General features: G+C 70.4%; 15 protein-coding genes. 11 read left to right on the top strand and 4 right to left on the bottom strand.

Annotation, left to right across the window (positions count from 1 at the left end; translation table 11 throughout):
• Positions 1–21 precede the first annotated feature (21 nt).
• The 3 genes from R9Z33_RS14160 to radC are packed head-to-tail and all read left to right on the top strand — an operon-like array spanning position 22 to position 5267.
• On the top strand, positions 22–2109 hold the full coding sequence (locus R9Z33_RS14160; protein WP_318647226.1) for a methyl-accepting chemotaxis protein: 2088 nt from the start codon (positions 22–24) through the stop codon (positions 2107–2109).
• Between the two features lie 49 nt (positions 2110–2158).
• Positions 2159–4408: a xanthine dehydrogenase family protein molybdopterin-binding subunit gene (locus R9Z33_RS14155; protein ID WP_318647225.1), complete on the top strand. Its 2250-nt coding sequence runs from the start codon at positions 2159–2161 to the stop codon at positions 4406–4408.
• 49 nt (positions 4409–4457) lie between these two features.
• Positions 4458–5267 (top strand): RadC family protein, encoded by an 810-nt coding sequence (gene radC, locus R9Z33_RS14150; RefSeq protein ID WP_318647224.1) that lies wholly within the window; start codon positions 4458–4460, stop codon positions 5265–5267.
• A gap of 4 nt (positions 5268–5271) precedes the next feature.
• On the opposite strand, the gene R9Z33_RS14145 is transcribed toward radC, so the two are convergent.
• From R9Z33_RS14145 to R9Z33_RS14130, 4 genes are all read right to left on the bottom strand, one after another.
• Positions 5272–5790, bottom strand: a complete 519-nt coding sequence (locus tag R9Z33_RS14145) for a GNAT family N-acetyltransferase (RefSeq protein WP_318647223.1) — start codon at positions 5788–5790, stop codon at positions 5272–5274.
• A gap of 63 nt (positions 5791–5853) precedes the next feature.
• Entirely contained in the window at positions 5854–6195 is a 342-nt protein-coding gene (locus tag R9Z33_RS14140) for a DMT family transporter (RefSeq protein ID WP_318647222.1), read from the bottom strand.
• Positions 6192–7145, bottom strand: coding sequence for a glycosyltransferase family 2 protein (locus tag R9Z33_RS14135; RefSeq protein WP_318647221.1), 954 nt, complete (start codon positions 7143–7145; stop codon positions 6192–6194). The genes R9Z33_RS14140 and R9Z33_RS14135 overlap by 4 nt, the downstream gene beginning before the upstream one ends.
• On the bottom strand, positions 7142–7915 hold the full coding sequence (locus tag R9Z33_RS14130; protein ID WP_318647220.1) for a class I SAM-dependent methyltransferase: 774 nt from the start codon (positions 7913–7915) through the stop codon (positions 7142–7144). The genes R9Z33_RS14135 and R9Z33_RS14130 overlap by 4 nt, the downstream gene beginning before the upstream one ends.
• A 91-nt stretch (positions 7916–8006) precedes the next feature.
• Between R9Z33_RS14130 and R9Z33_RS14125 the strand changes: the two genes are divergently transcribed.
• The 8 genes from R9Z33_RS14125 (at position 8007) to R9Z33_RS14090 (ending at position 15667) form a co-directional block, all read left to right on the top strand.
• Positions 8007–8831: an FAS1-like dehydratase domain-containing protein gene (locus tag R9Z33_RS14125; RefSeq protein WP_318647219.1), complete on the top strand. Its 825-nt coding sequence runs from the start codon at positions 8007–8009 to the stop codon at positions 8829–8831.
• A gap of 37 nt (positions 8832–8868) precedes the next feature.
• On the top strand, positions 8869–9762 hold the full coding sequence (locus R9Z33_RS14120; RefSeq protein ID WP_318647218.1) for a DMT family transporter: 894 nt from the start codon (positions 8869–8871) through the stop codon (positions 9760–9762).
• Positions 9746–10654, top strand: coding sequence for a DMT family transporter (locus tag R9Z33_RS14115; RefSeq protein WP_318647217.1), 909 nt, complete (start codon positions 9746–9748; stop codon positions 10652–10654). Before R9Z33_RS14120 ends, R9Z33_RS14115 begins: the two co-directional genes overlap by 17 nt.
• Positions 10651–11523 carry an MBL fold metallo-hydrolase gene (locus R9Z33_RS14110; protein ID WP_318647216.1) on the top strand — a complete coding sequence of 291 codons (873 nt, stop codon included), beginning with the start codon at positions 10651–10653 and terminating at the stop codon, positions 11521–11523. Before R9Z33_RS14115 ends, R9Z33_RS14110 begins: the two co-directional genes overlap by 4 nt.
• Positions 11524–11719: 196 nt before the next feature.
• Positions 11720–12013, top strand: coding sequence for a hypothetical protein (locus R9Z33_RS14105; protein WP_318647215.1), 294 nt, complete (start codon positions 11720–11722; stop codon positions 12011–12013).
• A gap of 146 nt (positions 12014–12159) precedes the next feature.
• Positions 12160–12885, top strand: a complete 726-nt coding sequence (locus tag R9Z33_RS14100; RefSeq protein ID WP_318647214.1) for a hypothetical protein — start codon at positions 12160–12162, stop codon at positions 12883–12885.
• Positions 12882–14255 carry a sensor histidine kinase gene (locus R9Z33_RS14095; protein WP_318647213.1) on the top strand — a complete coding sequence of 458 codons (1374 nt, stop codon included), beginning with the start codon at positions 12882–12884 and terminating at the stop codon, positions 14253–14255. The genes R9Z33_RS14100 and R9Z33_RS14095 overlap by 4 nt, the downstream gene beginning before the upstream one ends.
• A 2-nt stretch (positions 14256–14257) precedes the next feature.
• On the top strand, positions 14258–15667 hold the full coding sequence (locus R9Z33_RS14090) for a sigma-54-dependent transcriptional regulator (protein WP_318647212.1): 1410 nt from the start codon (positions 14258–14260) through the stop codon (positions 15665–15667).
• The last annotated feature ends 16 nt before the right edge of the window (positions 15668–15683 follow it).

Genomic DNA, 15683 nt, shown 5'->3' with positions numbered 1-15683 from the left:
TTAACAATTGGATGCACCCGCATGCTTACCTCCCTTCGTTCCGTCCGCGCTCCTATCCTGGGAGGCTGCCTGCTGCTGGCGGGCCTCGCCATCATTCCGGCGAGCATCACGCTGCAAGGCTCCTGGCGGGAATGGATGGCGGCCGGCCAGGCGCTTCGCGTGGACCAGGCCGGGAACCGCCTGAACGAGGCGCTGTTCGAACTTCTGCTGGAGCGCGCGGCCAGCAATGCCGCCTTGGGCGCGAACAGCGCCATCGGCGCGGCCTCGCGCGCCACCATCGACCGCAGCCGCCGGCAATTCGACGCAAAGCTGAGTGAGGCGCGCGATGCAATGCTGCGGAGTGGCGCACCCGACGCCCAGCGCATGCTGAACGATCTGGAGCAGGGCATCACTCGCCTCGCTGCCCTGCGGCAGCGTGCGGACGCGGAGATGGCGCGCCCGCTCGCGGAGCGGCAGGCCGATTTCGCCGGTGGCGGCTTCTTCCGCGAGATGTCGGCCTTTGTCGAGCTGCAGCAGGGCATCTGGGCCCTTCTGCTGCAGCAGGGCGGCGCGATTGATCCCCTGGTGGCCCGGGTGAATGCCCTGAAGCAGGCCTCCTGGCTCGCACGGGACGCGGCGGGGCGGGAGCGCAGCACCGTCGCGAATGTGGTCTCCGCCAACCGGAGCCCGACCGGCGATGAGCGCAACACCATCCAGGCCTCCCGCGGGGCTGTGGACCTCGCCTGGCGCCTGGTCGCGGCCGATCCCTCGGTGCGGACCGAGGCCCGGCTGATGGCGTCGGTGGCCCTGGCCGAGGCGGAGTATTTCCAGGCCTTCCGCACGCTGTCCGCCGAGCAGGCCGAGCCCGGGCCGCACCGCCTGACGGGCCCGGTCTTCATCGAGCGCACGACGCCGATGATCGGCAGCCTGCTCGCGGTGCGCGATGCGGCGACGGTCGTGACGGAGGAGCAGCTGGCCACGCTCCTCGCCGAGGCTCGCGCGCGGGCCGCCCTCTCCGGCCTCGTGCTGTTGGGGGCGGTCCTCGGCCTGTTGCTCTCCGGATGGCTGCTGATGCGCCGCGTGCTGCGCCCGCTCGCCCGGCTCGAGGCGGCCACGGTGCGCCTCAAGGCGCGCGACTACGCGACTGCCGTGCCCGGCACCGAAGGCACCGATGAATTCGCCCGCCTGGCCCAGGGCCTGGAAGCGCTGCGCCTGGAAGCCGCACGCGCCGAGAGCCTCGACCAGGCGGCCGAGACCCAGCGCCTGGCCACGGAGGCTGAACGCCGCACCGCCCGCCTCGCCCTTGCCGAGCGGATCGAGGGCTCGATCGGGGGCGTGGTCAGCCGACTCGGCACCGAGGTCGAGACGCTTCGCGCCGCCGTGGACGCGCTGCGCGTGGGTTCCGACCGCACGGCGAACCAGGCGCAGGAGGTCTCGGCCAGCGCGGGGCAGGCGAGCGGCAATGTGCAAACCGTCTCCGCGGCGGCCGAACAGCTGGCCGCATCGGTCGGCGAGATCACGCGCCAGGTCTCCCAGGCGGCCCAGGTCGCCAGCCGCGCGCTCGCCGAGACGCGCCGCACCGACGAGACGATGCGCGAACTGACCGGCGCGGCCGAGAAGATCGGCGAGGTGGTGCGCCTGATCAGCGACATTGCGGGCCAGACCAACCTGCTCGCGCTCAACGCGACGATCGAGGCCGCGCGCGCGGGCGAGGCCGGCAAGGGCTTCGCCGTGGTGGCGAGCGAGGTGAAGAGCCTGGCCAGCCAGACCGGGCGCGCCACCGGCGAGATCGGCGCGCAGATCGGCGCGATCCAGGCGGCCGCCGGGGCGGCGGTGCTCTCCATCCAGGGCATCGGCACCGTCGTCGAGGAGATCAACGAGGTGGCCAGCGCCATCGCCGCGGCCGTCGAGCAGCAAGGGGCGGCCACCCGCGAAATCGCCCGCAACGTGGCCGAGGCCGCCGCGGGCACCGATGCCGTCTCCACCCAGATCCAGGCGGTGGGCGATGACATGGCCGCCGCGCAGGAGGCGGTCCTTCAACTCAGCGGCGGCACCGATGCCGTGGCCGGCCAGGGCGAGGCGCTCAAGGCCGAGCTCTCGGTCATGCTGCAGGAGATGCGCGCGGCCTGACGGCGCGCGGCTTCGCCGGTAAGCTCTCCCGGGATTCGGGAGAGCAAGCATGTTCGGTCAGTCCATTCGGCGCCTGGAGGATGATCGCTTCCTGCGTGGGCAGGGGCGCTACGTCAGTGATGCGGCGCCGCCGCCGGGCACGCTGCACGCCGTCTTCCTGCGCAGCCCGCATGCCCATGCCGGGCTGGGCGCGATCGGGCTGGACGCGGCACGCGCGGCGCCCGGCGTGCACCTGGTCCTGACCGGCGAGGATCTGCGTGCGGCCGGCATCGGCAGCCTGCCCTGCCTGCCCATCCTCGACGCCGACCAGCCCCTCATCATCCCGCCGCGCCCGGCCTTGGCCCAGGACCGCGTGCGCCATGTGGGCGAGGCGGTGGCTTGCATCATCGCCGAGAGCCGCGCCCAGGCCGAGGATGCGGCCGAACTGATCGAGGTGGACTACACCCCGCTCGACGCCATCAGCACGCCCGAGGCCGCCATCGCCCCGGGGGCCGTTCAGCTGCATGCGGTGGCGCCCGGCAACCTTGCCTTCCGCTGGCAGCGCGGCGATGCGGCGGCGGTCGCTGCCGCCATGGCGCGGGCCGCGCATGTCTCGACGCGCCACCTGCTCAACCAGCGCGTCACCTGCGCGCCGATCGAACCCCGCGCGGCGCTGGCCCATCAGGTGGATGGCGTGCTGACGCTGGAGCTGAACGGGCAGAACATGCACGCGATCCGCGCGCAGATCGCGACCGCGATGGGGATCGCGCCGGAGAGCATGCATCTGCACGCGCCCGATGTGGGCGGCGGCTTCGGCGTGAAGAACGTCGCCTTCGGCGAGCATGTGGTCCTGCTGCATGCCACGCGCCTGCTGGGGCGGCCCATCCGCTGGGTGGCGCAGATGGGCGAGGATTTCGCGGCCTCCGCCCATGGGCGCGGCATGGCGGCGACGGCGCGGCTCGCGCTCGATGCCGAGGGGCGCTTCCTGGCGCTGGAAGTGAAGTCCCTCTCCGAGCTTGGCGCCTATCTCTCCTCCAACGGCCCCTATTGCGCGAGCCATACGCCGGCCACCGCGCTCTCGGGCATCTATGCGATCCCGGCCGTGCATTTCGTCGCGGAGGGCGCCTTCAGCAACACCGCCCCGATGGAGGCCTATCGCGGCGCCGGCAAGCCCGAGGCGAACTACATCATCGAGATGATGATCGAAGCGGCCGCGCAAGATACGGGCCGCGACGCCCAGGTGCTGCGCGAGTTGAACGCCATCGCCGCGCTGCCGCACCGCTCGGCGCTGGGGCAGGAGATCCGTGACGGCGACTTCGTGGCGCGCCTCGTCGAATGCGCGGCCCTGGCTGACCGCGCGGGCTTCCCCGCACGCCGCGCCCGGAGCGAGGCGCAGGGCAAGCGGCGCGGCTTCGGGTTGACCGGCTTCCTGGAGACGGCGCGCGGCGCGCCCGGCGAATGGGCACGGCTGCGCGCCACGCCCGATGGGCTCGTGGAGCTCGCCATCGGCACGCAATCCAACGGGCAGGGGCACGAGACGAGTTTCCCGCAATACGTCGCCCATCTGCTGGACATCCCCATCGAGGCCATCCGCTACGTCCAGGCCGATACGGCGCGGGTCGTGCGCGGCAGCGGCCATGGCGGCGCACGCAGCCTTCACATGGGCGGCGAGGCGATGCGCCAGGCGGCAGGCGCGCTGCTGGCCCATGCGCGCTCGGTTGCCGCGCGGCTGCTGCAGTCCATGCCCGATGCGCTGCACTACGCGGCGGGGCGCTTCAGCCTGCCCGATGGCCGGGGCCTGACGCTGGCCGAGATCGCGGCGGAGGAGGGCGCGCTGGAGGGCGAGGTGGCGCATGCGGTGGACCTCGTCACCTTCCCCAATGGCGCGCACGCGGCGGAGCTGGAGGTGGATATCGAGACGGGCGAGGTGACGCTGCTGCGCTATACGGCGGTGGATGATTATGGCCGGCTGCTGAACCCCATGCTGGCGCGCGGCCAGGTGCAGGGCGGCGTCGCGCAGGGCATCGGGCAGGCGCTGATGGAGCGCATCGCCTATGACGCGGAGAGCGCGCAGCTCCTCTCCGCCGGCTTCATGGACTACGCCATGCCACGCGCGGCGGACCTGCCCGATTTGCGCGTCGAACTGCGCGAGGACCAGCCGACGGCGGCGAATGGGCTTGGCGTGAAGGGCACCGGGCAGGCCGGCTGCATCGCGGCCCCCCAGGCCATCATGGCCGCGATCCGCGATGCGGTGGGCGCGGATGTCCAGATGCCGGCGACGCCGGAGGCGATCTGGCGGGCGCTCGGCTCACGGAATTAATTGAATTCCGCCTTGATATTGCTACTCTCGGTAGCAGAATCTTCAAGGAATGCGTGTGTCCTGGCTTCGTGACTGGTTCGGTCGCCGCACGGCCTCACTGGCGGAAGCGCCGTCCCGCCCTCCGACGCGCGGCTTCGCCGAAGCGCCGCAGCCCTTCGGACGGACCCCGGCCACGCTTCCCTTCAGCTCGACCGGACCACAGGGCCATCGCGGCCGCATGCGGGAGAAGCTGCTGGAGCGCGGCCCCGATTCGCTGGCCGACTATGAAGTGCTGGAGATGCTGCTCTTCTTCGCCTTCAAGACCGGGGATACCAAGCCGCTCGCCAAGGCGCTGATCAACCAGCATGGCAGCTTCGCGCGGGTGATGGCCGCCCCGCAGGATGTGCTGCTCGCCACGCGGGGCCTTGGTCCGCACAGCGTGGCCGCACTGAAGCTTGTCCAGGCGGCGGCCCTGCGGATGATGCAGGCCGAGGTGGCCGAACAGCCCGTGCTGAACAACTGGGACCGGCTGCTCGAATATCTCACCGCCCGCCTCGCGCGCGAGAAGATCGAACAGTTCCGCGTGCTCTTCCTGGATTCGAAAAATCGTCTGATCGCCGATGAGGCGCAGGCGCGCGGTACGGTGAACCACACGCCCGTCTATCCGCGTGAGGTGGTGAAGCGCGCGATCGAACTGCACGCCACAGCCCTCATCCTGGTCCATAACCACCCTTCGGGGGACCCCACGCCGAGCCGCTCCGACATCGAGATGACGCAGCAGATCAAGGCGGCGGCGAGCCTGCTCGACATCACCCTGCATGACCATCTCATCCTGGGCCAGGGGCGGCATACGAGCTTCCGGCGCGAGGGCCTGCTCTAGCGCCTCAGTTGGGCGGCGTGGCGCGGCCCTCGCCCAGTTCGCGCGTCATCAGCACGGTGTCCACCCATTGCCCGTGCTTCCAGCCGGTGCCAGGCAGCAGCCCCGCTGGCTGGAAGCCGCAGGCGCCGTGCAGGCCGATGGAGGGCGCATTGCCGCTGTCGCCGATGACCGCGATCATCAGGCGGAAGCCGCGCGCGGCGCAGCGTGCGATGAGCTCCTCGAGCAGCGCGCGCCCGGCACCCTGGCGGCTGCCGCCGGGCCGGACATAGACGCTGTTCTCCACCGTGAACAGATAGGCCGGCCGAGCCCGGTAGAGACTGGCATAGGCATAGCCCACCACTTCGCCCGCATGTTCCGCGACGAGATAGGGATAGCCGCCCTGGAGGATGGCGGCGCGGCGGCGCGTCATCTCGGCGAGGTCGGGCGGGTCGAGCTCGAAGCTCGCGCGGCCATGTGTGACCCAATGGGCATAGATGGCGGTGATGGCGGGCAGGTCGGAATCGAGGGCGTCGCGGATCAGCATGCGCTGCCGCTTAAGGCCAGCGCCCCCGGGCGGGAAGCGGGACCAATCGCCCGCTTGTCCGCCTCAGGCGGTGGCGAGCAGCGCCACCCCGGCCGCGATCAGCGTGATGGCCGCGATCTTCTGGGCGCCCATCGTCTCGCCGAAGAAATACCAGCCGATGGCGGCGATCAGCACGTAGCTGGCCGCCGTGCAGGGCAGTGCCACGCTCATCGGGATGCGGCGCAGCGCCATGATGTAGAGCAGCGCGCCAAGCCCGTAGAAGCACAGGCCCAGCATGGTCTGCCAGCGCAGCATCTGGGCCAGGAAGCTGGCGCCGCTCAGCGCCTCGGCGCCGGCCTTGAGGAGCACCTGGCCGACCAGCGAGGAGCAGATGGCGGCGGCCAGGGCGCCCCAGTAGAAGCTCATTCGCCGTGCACCTTCTCGCGCGGCTCGATCACTTCGCGCACTACGCCCTGCGGCTTGCCATTGGCCGAGAGGAAGGCCCGGCCGACATATTCGCCCATCACGCCCAGGATGGTGAACTGCACGCCCGCGATCAGCAGCATGAGCATCATCGAGGAGGCCCAGCCCGAGGGCGTCTCGAAGAACAGCGCCTCGATGATCACGATGATGGCCACCAGGAAGCCCAGCATGCCCATCGCGACGCCCGCGAAGATGGCGAGGCGCAGCGGCAGCACCGAGAAGTTGGTCGCGAGGTTCAGCCAGAGCCGGACGAGGCGGCGCATGTTGTAGTTGGAGACGCCGTCGGCCCGCGCGTAATGCGCGACCTCGATCGAGGAGATGCGCTGCGTCACCTGCATGATCAGGCCGTCGATGTAGGGATAGGGGCCGGAATACTTCGTGACCTCGCGCACCACCATCGCGCTCATGCAGCGGAAGGAGGAGAGGTAGAGCCCCTTCGGCTTGTCCAGCAGGCTGTCCGCCACCTTGTTGGCGAAGCGGCTGCCGAGGTTGCGCCAGCCCTCATGCTCCTTCTTGGCGTAGCGCGTGTAAACCACGTCCCACCCGCCGAGCCGCGCATGGTCGTAGAGGCGGATCAGCTCCTCCGGCGGGTTCTGCAGGTCGTCATCCATGTTGATGACGTAGGCGCCGCGGGCATGGCGCAGGCCGGTCATCACCGCATTGTGTTCGCCGAAATTGCGCGCGTGCTCGATGTAGGTGAGCGGCACGGAGGCCGTCTCGGCAAGGCGGCGGCAGACGTCGCCGCTGTCATCCGGGCTGCCGTCATTCACCAGGATGATCTCGAGCCCGCCCGCGGGCTTGAGCTGCGAGACCGCCTCGACCAGGCGCCCGATGGTAGCCGCCCCGCGATAGACGGGCACGACGATGGAAAGGCCGACGGGATGGTCATTCATGGGCGTGCGGGGTCCAGGGGACGGGTTGCGGTGGCAAGCAGCGAGCCGCCGGCGGGGAAGCGCAGGCCGGCGCCGAGCAGCGCCGCCTCCAGCCGGCAGACGGAAAACAGGCTGGCATCGAGCCAGGGCGGAAAGGGTGCCACGTCGGAGGCGGCATCTTCGTCTCGTCGCAGCACCTTGCGCTGTACCACCATCAGCGGCAGCAGCAGGCTGTTCCAATGGCGGGGCGCCGCCTGCTCGAAGCCCGCCTCGGCGAGCACGGCGGTGGCGCGGGCGCGATCATAGCGGCGGGCGGTGTGGACGCGCCGGTCATGCGCCGAGCGCAGCCATTCATGCGCGGGCAGGTTCAGCACGAGCCGCCCGCCCGGCCGCAGCACGCGGCGGAATTCGGCCAGGGCCGCCGCCTCCTGCACCGCATCGTGGCAAAGGACATCGAGGCTAACGACGGCGTCGAACTGCGCGTCGGGGAAGGGCAGGGCGTTGATCGTGCCGGCTGCGACATGGGCGCCGGCCTTGCTGGCAGCGCGGAAGGCGGCGGCCTCGGCATATTCCAGGCCGAACAGTTCGGCCCCGGGATATGCCCCACGCAGCTTGGCCAGGAAGCCGCCCGTGCCGCAACCCGCATCAAGGATGCGGGCATGCTCCGGCAGGCCCGCGAGGGCGCGCAGCGCGTGGCCGTGCATGGCGCGATACCACCACATCCGGTCCTCGACCGCATCCATCAGATCATATTCGGCGGCGTCCATGCCGCGGTTCTGGACGCGCGACATGGCGCTTGCAAGCCCGGAACATGGCCAAGGGATGGCAGATGCGCGCAAAACCCGGTTGCGGCACGACGGCCAAGCGGGGAAGGATGTCCGGATGAGCTACCAGGACTTCCTCGGCCGCACGGAAACCCGTGAGGACCGCCTCGACCCCCGCCTGATCGAGGGTCTCGCCGCAACGCTGGACCGCCCCACGCCGGATGGGGATGTGCCCCCACTCTGGCACTGGATGCTCTTCCAGGATTGGCGCCGGCCCTCCGGCGTCGGGCCGGATGGCCACCCCAAGCGCGGCGGCTTCCTGCCGCCCGTGCATGAGCTGCCCCGCCGCATGTGGGCGGGCGGGCGGCTCGACTTCCATGCCAATGCGCTGCGCGCCGAGGACCGGGTGACGCGGCTTTCCACCATCGCGGCCATCTCGGAGAAGTCGGGCGGCTCGGGCAAGCTTGTCTTCGTCACCGTGCGGCATGAGATCACGGGGCCGCGCGGGCCCGTGCTGACCGAGGAGCACGACATCGTCTATCGCGGGACCGAAGGTGCGGCGGTTCGTGCGGCCGAGCAGGCGCCCGCCTTCGCCGCCGGTGCGCGGCTCGATCTCGTGCCCGATGCGCTCCTGCTGTTCCGCTATTCGGCGCTGACCGGCAATGGCCATCGCATCCATTACGACATGCCCTATGTGACCGGCGAGGAGGGGTATCCCGGCCTCATCGTGCACGGCCCGCTGCAGGCGACGCTGATGGCGCAGACCATTCTGGATGCGGCCCCCGGCCGGCGCCTCCTGCGCTTCGCCTTCCGCGGCAAGCGGCCCTGCTTCGCCGGCAACGCGCTTTCCGTCCTGGCGCGGGCCGAGGGCGACGCCGCCGTGGCTGAGACGCGCGACCACGGGGGCGCGACCTGCATGCAGGCCGAAGCCTTGCTTGGATAAGGACCCGCCAGGCCGATCAACCAGCGGCGAGGCCGCGGTGCGCGGCCTCATGCTCGCCGCCCTCGGCTATGCCATCATCTCCTTCGCGGATGCGGCCATCAAGTTTGCCCTGCCGGTGGTGGGCGTCGCGGGTGCGATGCTCTGGCGCGGCGGGGCGGGCGCGCTTTCCATCGCGCTGCTGACGCGCGGGCGGGGCCTCTGGCCGCGCAACAAGCGGCTCGTCTTCGGCCGCTCGATCATGCACTGCTCCGTCTCCATCCTCTGGTATTTCGTCTGGATGTCGGGCTTCGGCCTGGCGGACAGCTATGCCGTGGCCGCCGCCGCGCCGCTGCTGATGACGCTGCTCGCCATTCCCATGCTGGGCGAACGCGTGGGCTGGCGGCGCTGGACCTCCTGCGCGGTGGGCTTCTTCGGCGTGCTCTTCATGCTGCAGCCGGGCGGCGAGCTGTGGCGATGGGAGGCGGCGGTGCTGCTGGTCGCCGTCTGCGGCATGGCGCTCAGCCGCATCTGGACGCGCACGCTGGCGGCCACCGACACGCCGGCCTGCATCTCCTTCTGGCTGATGCTGACGCATATCCCCATGGGGCTGATGGTGCTGCCCATCGCGGCGCTCTGGCCGCCCGAGGGCTTCCCGGACCTCTTCCCGGTCGGCTGGATGCTGGCCCTGCTGCTCTTCTTCGGCGTGGCCAATGCGGCGGCGCACCTGCTCTTCGCGCGGGGCTTCGCGCTGGCAAACATCGCCTCTCTCGCGCCGCTCGAGTATTCGCCGCTCCTCTGGGGCCTGGTTCTCGGCTTCATGATCTGGGGCGAGGTGCCGGCCTGGACCACGCTGATCGGCGCCGCGATCGTCATCTGCGCGGGGCTCTACAACCTGCATCGCGAGCGCGTGCGGCGCTCGCAGGAAAGGGCGGAACGTGGCGCTCAGGCATGACGCCAAGCGCGGCGCGCTGCTGATGCTCGCCTCCACCGCGCTCTTCACCATGATGAGCGCGGTGGTGAAGCTGGTGGGCGAGCGCATCCCCTTCTTCGAGATCATGTTCTTCCGCAGCATCCTGGCGCTGCCGGTCGTCTTCCTGATCGTGCTGCGGATGGGCGGCGGCGCCACGCTGGTGACCCAGCGCTTCCCGCAGCATGTGATGCGCGCCATGACCGGCACGGCGGCGATGTCCTGCTCCTTCTTCGCGCTCACCGTGCTGCCGCTGGCCGAGCAGACGGCGCTGACCTTCACCACGCCCATCTTCGTCACGCTGCTCGCCATTCCCCTGCTGGGCGAGAAGGTGGGTATCCACCGCTTCAGCGCCGTGGCGCTCGGCTTTGTCGGCATCCTCGTCATCGCGCTGGGCAAGGGCGCCTTCATGGGGCCGATGGAGCCGTGGATCATCTTCGGCATGTTCGTGGCCGTGATGCACGGCGTCTTCTCCGCCGCCACCACGCTGCTGGTGCGCAGCCTTTCTGCCACTGAGCGCTCCACAACGATCGTCCTCTGGCAGTCCCTGCTGATGACGGGCTTCACGGCGCTGACGCTGCCCTTCGTCTGGGTCACGCCCTCGGGCCATGAATGGCTGCTGCTGCTGGTGATCGGCCTCGTCGGCGGTGTCGCGCAGGTCATGCTGACCGAGGCCTTCGCGAGCGCGCAGGTCTCCTCGCTCGGCGCCTATTCCTACACCGGCATTCTCTGGGCCGTGCTGCTGGGCTGGATCTTCTTCGGCGAGACGCCAGGGATCGCGACCTTCGTGGGCTCCGGCTTGATCGTGCTGGCGGCACTTTACATCATGCGGCGCGAGGCGATCCGCGCCGTGCAGAAACGAGGAACCCCGCCGTGAACATTCCCTTCCTGCGCGACGACCCGCTGGTGCATGGCCAAGTGGAAGTGATCGCGCCCGGCGTGCGCCGCGTGCTCTGCAACAATCCGGGGCCCTTCACCTATCGCGGCACCAACACCTACCTGATCGGCGGCGGTTCCTCCGTGGCCGTGCTCGATCCTGGCCCGGTGGATGCGGATCACCTGGGCGCGATCCTCGCCGCCACGGCGGGCGAGCGGATCACGCATATCCTCGTCTCGCACACGCATCGGGATCATTCGCCGGGTGCGGCGGCGCTTCAGGCGGCAACCGGGGCCGCCACCTACGCGCATGGCCCGCACGCCACGCCCGGCGTGGAGAGCGGCGACCACGCATTCCAGCCCGACCATCGCTTGCCGGAGGGCATCCCGCTGGAAGGCGGCGATTGGCGCGTGACGCCCATCTTCACGCCCGGCCATTGCGGTAACCACCTCTGCTTCGCGCTCGACGGCACAGGCATCCTGTTCAGCGCGGACCATGTGATGAGCTGGTCCACCAGCGTGGTCAGCCCGCCGGACGGAAACATGCGCGACTTCATGACGAGCCTCGCCAAGCTTCGCGCGCGGGAGGGCCAGGATACGCTCTACCTCCCCGGCCACGGCCCGAAGCTGCCCGACCCCATGCCCTTCCTCGACGGCCTCGCCGAGCATCGCCGCCGGCGCGAGGCGCGGATCATCGCGGCGCTGCGTGAGGGCGGCTTGATGGCGATCCCGGCGCTGGTCGGCCAGGTCTATGGACCACTCGACCCGAAGCTGGTGACTGCCGCCGGGCGCAGCCTGCTGGCCCAGCTCATCATGCTGGAGGAGGACGGTGTCGCCGCGCGCGAGGGCGAGGCCTGGAAGCTGGCCTGACGGGCAGAGGGGCCAGGTGGGGCCGACCGGGCCCCAGGATTGGGTGGGGGATATCACCCACCCCACCCAGTTTCACCACTCGGCGAAAGCAGAAAACGATTTCTTTGCAGTCTCTTGCATCTCTCGCCGGACTTGGCACGGCGGCTGCAAGGACTGATGCGCCGGACAATTCCGCCGGCCATCAGGAGACTTTCCCATGCAGAAGACCCTCATTGCCGGCCTGCTCCTCGGCGGCAGCGTTCTCATCGGTGCCTCGCTCCCGGCCCAGGCCGGCGTTACCCGCTCGATCATCGCGATGCCCGATGTCGTGGCCGCGATGGATGACGTGCACCAGGCGCGTGAGGCGCGCGAGGCCCCGCGCCGCGAGAACCGCCGCGCCGATCGCCGCAATGACCGCCGTCGTGCCGATGCCGAGCAGACCGTGGACAACGGGATCCAGCTGGTGCGTGAGGGTGGTTCGCGCCGGTCGCGTGGCCGGGACGGTCGCTGACACGCATCTCGGAGATGCGCCTTCCGGGACCTCTCTCACGCATCTGGCCGGCCCGCATCCTGGGCCGGTGGGTGGGAGGGGTCCTTTGGGCCCTGGGGCTGGCGGCTGGCCTGGCGGCATCGCCGCTGGGCGCCGCCGACCTCTACGTGAACATGACTCCCGAATATGCCAGCGGCCATTACGGCAACCCCACCCGGACCGTGGCGATCAGCGCGCCGCTCGACCTGCGGCTGGTCACGGACCGAAACAGCTTCACGCTGCGCGTCCCCTATCTCTCGGTGAACGGCCCCTCCAACTTCGTACCGCGCATCGGTGAAGTGGGCGAGGGGAGCGACCCCCGTGGCAGCGGCACCACACGCGGCCTGGGCGATGTGCGCCTGACCGCGACCCATGCGCTGCTCCAGGCCGGCGACACGATCTGGGAGCCCTATCTCGGCCTCGCGGCGCAGCTTCGCGTGCCGACGGCGGTTCCCGCCGGCCTCGGCAGCGGCCAGGTCGAGACCTTCCTTCGGGCGGACTTCGGCGCCAACATCTCGGAGACCCTCGCCTTCGATATCTCCATCGGGCGCCGCTTCGTGCCCTTTCCCATCCGTGGCGGCGGCGGTGCCGACTACTGGACCTTCTTCGGCAGCCTGGCCCTGGATGTGACCGACGACTGGACCATCGGCGTCTCGATGGACGCGCAGAACCGCGTGCCCGAGGCGAACCGCCCCGTGCTGGAGGCGGGCCTCTTCGTGGAGTACAGCCTGACGCCGGACCTCACCCTGGGCGCCTTTGCCTGGCGCGGCTTCACCACGGAGAGCGTGGACTACAGTTTCGGCCTTCGCTTCTCCTACCGCGTGCCGGTGCGCGGCGGTAGGCTCGCCCCATGAGCGCGTCCGCACACCCTCCCGCCCGGAGCTGGCGCCTGGCCGGCCCCTCCCTGCGCGGCTTCAACCTGCTGCGCTGGTTCGCCCTGCTGAGCCTGCTCTGCGTGCTGGTCTCCGGCATGGGCACGGCCTTCTTCCTCAGCCGCTTCCTCACCGAGCAGATGCTGGATCGCGATGCAGAGGTCAGCGCCGAATTCCTGGAGAGCATCGTGCGCGCGGAGCGGACCTGGTCCTGGTTCTCCACCCATGCCAGCGAGGAATCCAACCCGGCACTGGAGAGCTTCTTCAACCACGTGGCGCAGTTGCCCGGCGTGGTGCGGGCCAATGTCTTCGCGACCGATGGGACGGTGCTCTGGTCGAGCAACGCCTCGCTGATCGGGCGCCGCTTCGCCGGCAATCATGAGCTGGAGGCGGCGCTGCGGGGCCGCATCGTGGTCGAGGCAGGGCAGCTCCCCAAGGAAGAGCACGAAGCGCTGGAACGGGCCACGCGCTTCACGGAATCCTACCTGCCGGTCTGGGACGAGCAGCGGCAGCGCGTGATCGGCGTGGTCGAGATCTATCGCCTGCCGGATGCGCTGTTCCGCTCCATCGATGCCGGCGTACGTCTGGTCTGGATCGCCGCCGGGCTGAGTGCCGCGCTGCTCTACCTCGCCCTGTTCTGGCTGGCGGCCAAGGCGCGCGCGCTGATGGTGCGCCAGCAGCAGATGCTGCTGGAGGCCGAGGCTCTGGGCGCGGTGGGCGCGGTGGCTTCGGCCGTGGCGCATGGCATCCGCAACCCGCTTTCCTCCATCCGCTCCTCGGCAGAGCTGGCCTTGCTGGAGGACCCGGCGGGCGTGCAGGCCTGCCTCATGGATATCCAGCGCGAGGCGGATCGCGTGGAGCGCTGGGTGCGCGACCTGCTGCTGCAGGCGCGCGGCGAGGCGGTGGCACCCTCGGCCGTGGATGTGAACCAGGTGCTGGCCGAGAGCGCGCGGACCTTCATGGCCAAGGCGGCGCAGCAAGGCGTCGCGCTGCGCGTCGAAGCCGGCGCGCTGCGGCCGGTGCTGGCGGATGGCGGCGGGCTCGGTCAGGCGCTGGACAACCTGATCGCCAATGCGCTGGAGGCCATGCCCGAGGGCGGGTCGCTCGACCTCGGCACGGCGCTGGAGGCCGATGGCCGCCATGTGACGATCCGCGTGACGGATACCGGGACGGGCCTCTCGCCATCGCCGCGGGACAGCCTGTTCTTCTCGACCAAGCCGCGCGGCACGGGCCTCGGCCTCGTCCTGACCCGGCGAATCATCGAGCGCCATGGCGGCACTCTCGCCCTACAGCGCCGTGATGGGCCGGGGACCGAGGCCCTGATCCGCCTGCCTGTCGCGCTGGAGGGCTGAGGATGGGCCACGGCATTCTCCTGGTGGAGGACGAGGCGACACTGGCGCGCAACATCCAGCGCTACCTGGAGCGCGAGGGATTCGAGGTGCGGATCGCGGGCACCCTGCGCGCGGGCGAAGCGGCCTTCGAGGAATTCCGCCCCGACCTCATCCTGCTCGACCTCGCCTTGCCGGATGGCTCCGGCATCGAGCTGCTTGCCCGGCTGCGTGCCCGCAACCGCCAGGCGAAGGCGATCATCCTGACCGGCCATGGCAGCGTGCAGACCGCGGTCGAGGCGATGAAGGCGGGCGCCTGGGACTACCTGACCAAGCCGGTCGCGCTCGGCGAGCTCAAGCTGCTGGTGGACAAGGCCCTGGGCCAGGAGCGCCTGGAGGAGACGCTCTCCTATTACCGGGGCCGCGAGGCGCGCGGCAGCGGTGTCGCGGCCATCATCGGCGAGTCCCAGGCCATCGCCGACCTGAAGGCCCGCATCGAGAACCTGCTGGCGGCGGAGGCGGCGATGGCGCCGGGCGATGCACCGCCGCCCGTGCTGATCCGCGGCGAGACCGGCGCGGGCAAAGAGCTTGTCGCCCGCGCGCTGCATTATGATGGACGCCGCTCCGAAGGGCCCTTCATCGAGCTCAATTGCTCGGCCCTGCCGGCACAGCTGGTCGAGGGCGAGTTGTTCGGCCATGAGCGCGGCGCCTTCACCGATGCGAGGGAGCGACGGATCGGCCTGGTCGAGGCCGCGCATGGCGGCACGCTCTTCCTCGACGAGATCGGCGATCTGGATCACGCGGTGCAGGCCAAGCTGCTGAAGGTGCTGGAGGACCGCAGCGTCCGGCGGATCGGCGCCGTGCGCGAGCGGCAGGTGGATGTGCGCTTCGTCGCCGCCACGCATCGCCCGCTGGAGGAGCTGGTCCGCGAGGGGAAGTTCCGGGCCGACCTCTATTACCGGCTCTCCGTCGTGCCGCTCACCGTGCCGCCGCTGCGGGAGCGGCTGGGCGATGCGGAGCTGCTGGCCGCGCATTTCCTGGAGCTGCACGGCCAGCGCTACGGCAAGCCGCATCTCACGCTCGATGCGACGGCGCGAGCCGTCGTGGCGCGCCACGCCTGGCCAGGCAATGTGCGCGAGTTGCGGAACGCGATGGAGCAGGCGACGCTCTCGGCCGTGCCGGGGCAGGCGCTCGGTGCCGCCCATGTCGCCCTCGCGCCCCTGCCGCAGGCCCTGCATCCGCATGCCCCGGTTCAGTCCACGGTGACCTTGCCCGAGATGGAGTTGCAGACCCTGCAGCGCGCGTTGGAGCGGACCGGCGGCAATGTCTCCCGCGCCGCCCGGCTGCTCGGCGTGAGCCGGGATACGATGCGCTACAGGATGGCGCGCCACGGCCTCGGCCAGCCGGCGGTGGCCGAGGGTGAAGCCGGCGGTTAGGGAAGGGAGGGCGCCT

It is taken from the genome of Sediminicoccus rosea, from assembly GCF_033547095.1.
In the GTDB taxonomy this organism is placed as follows: Bacteria; Pseudomonadota; Alphaproteobacteria; order Acetobacterales; family Acetobacteraceae; genus Roseococcus; species Roseococcus rosea.
This window is presented reverse-complemented; position numbering and strand designations above follow the sequence as displayed.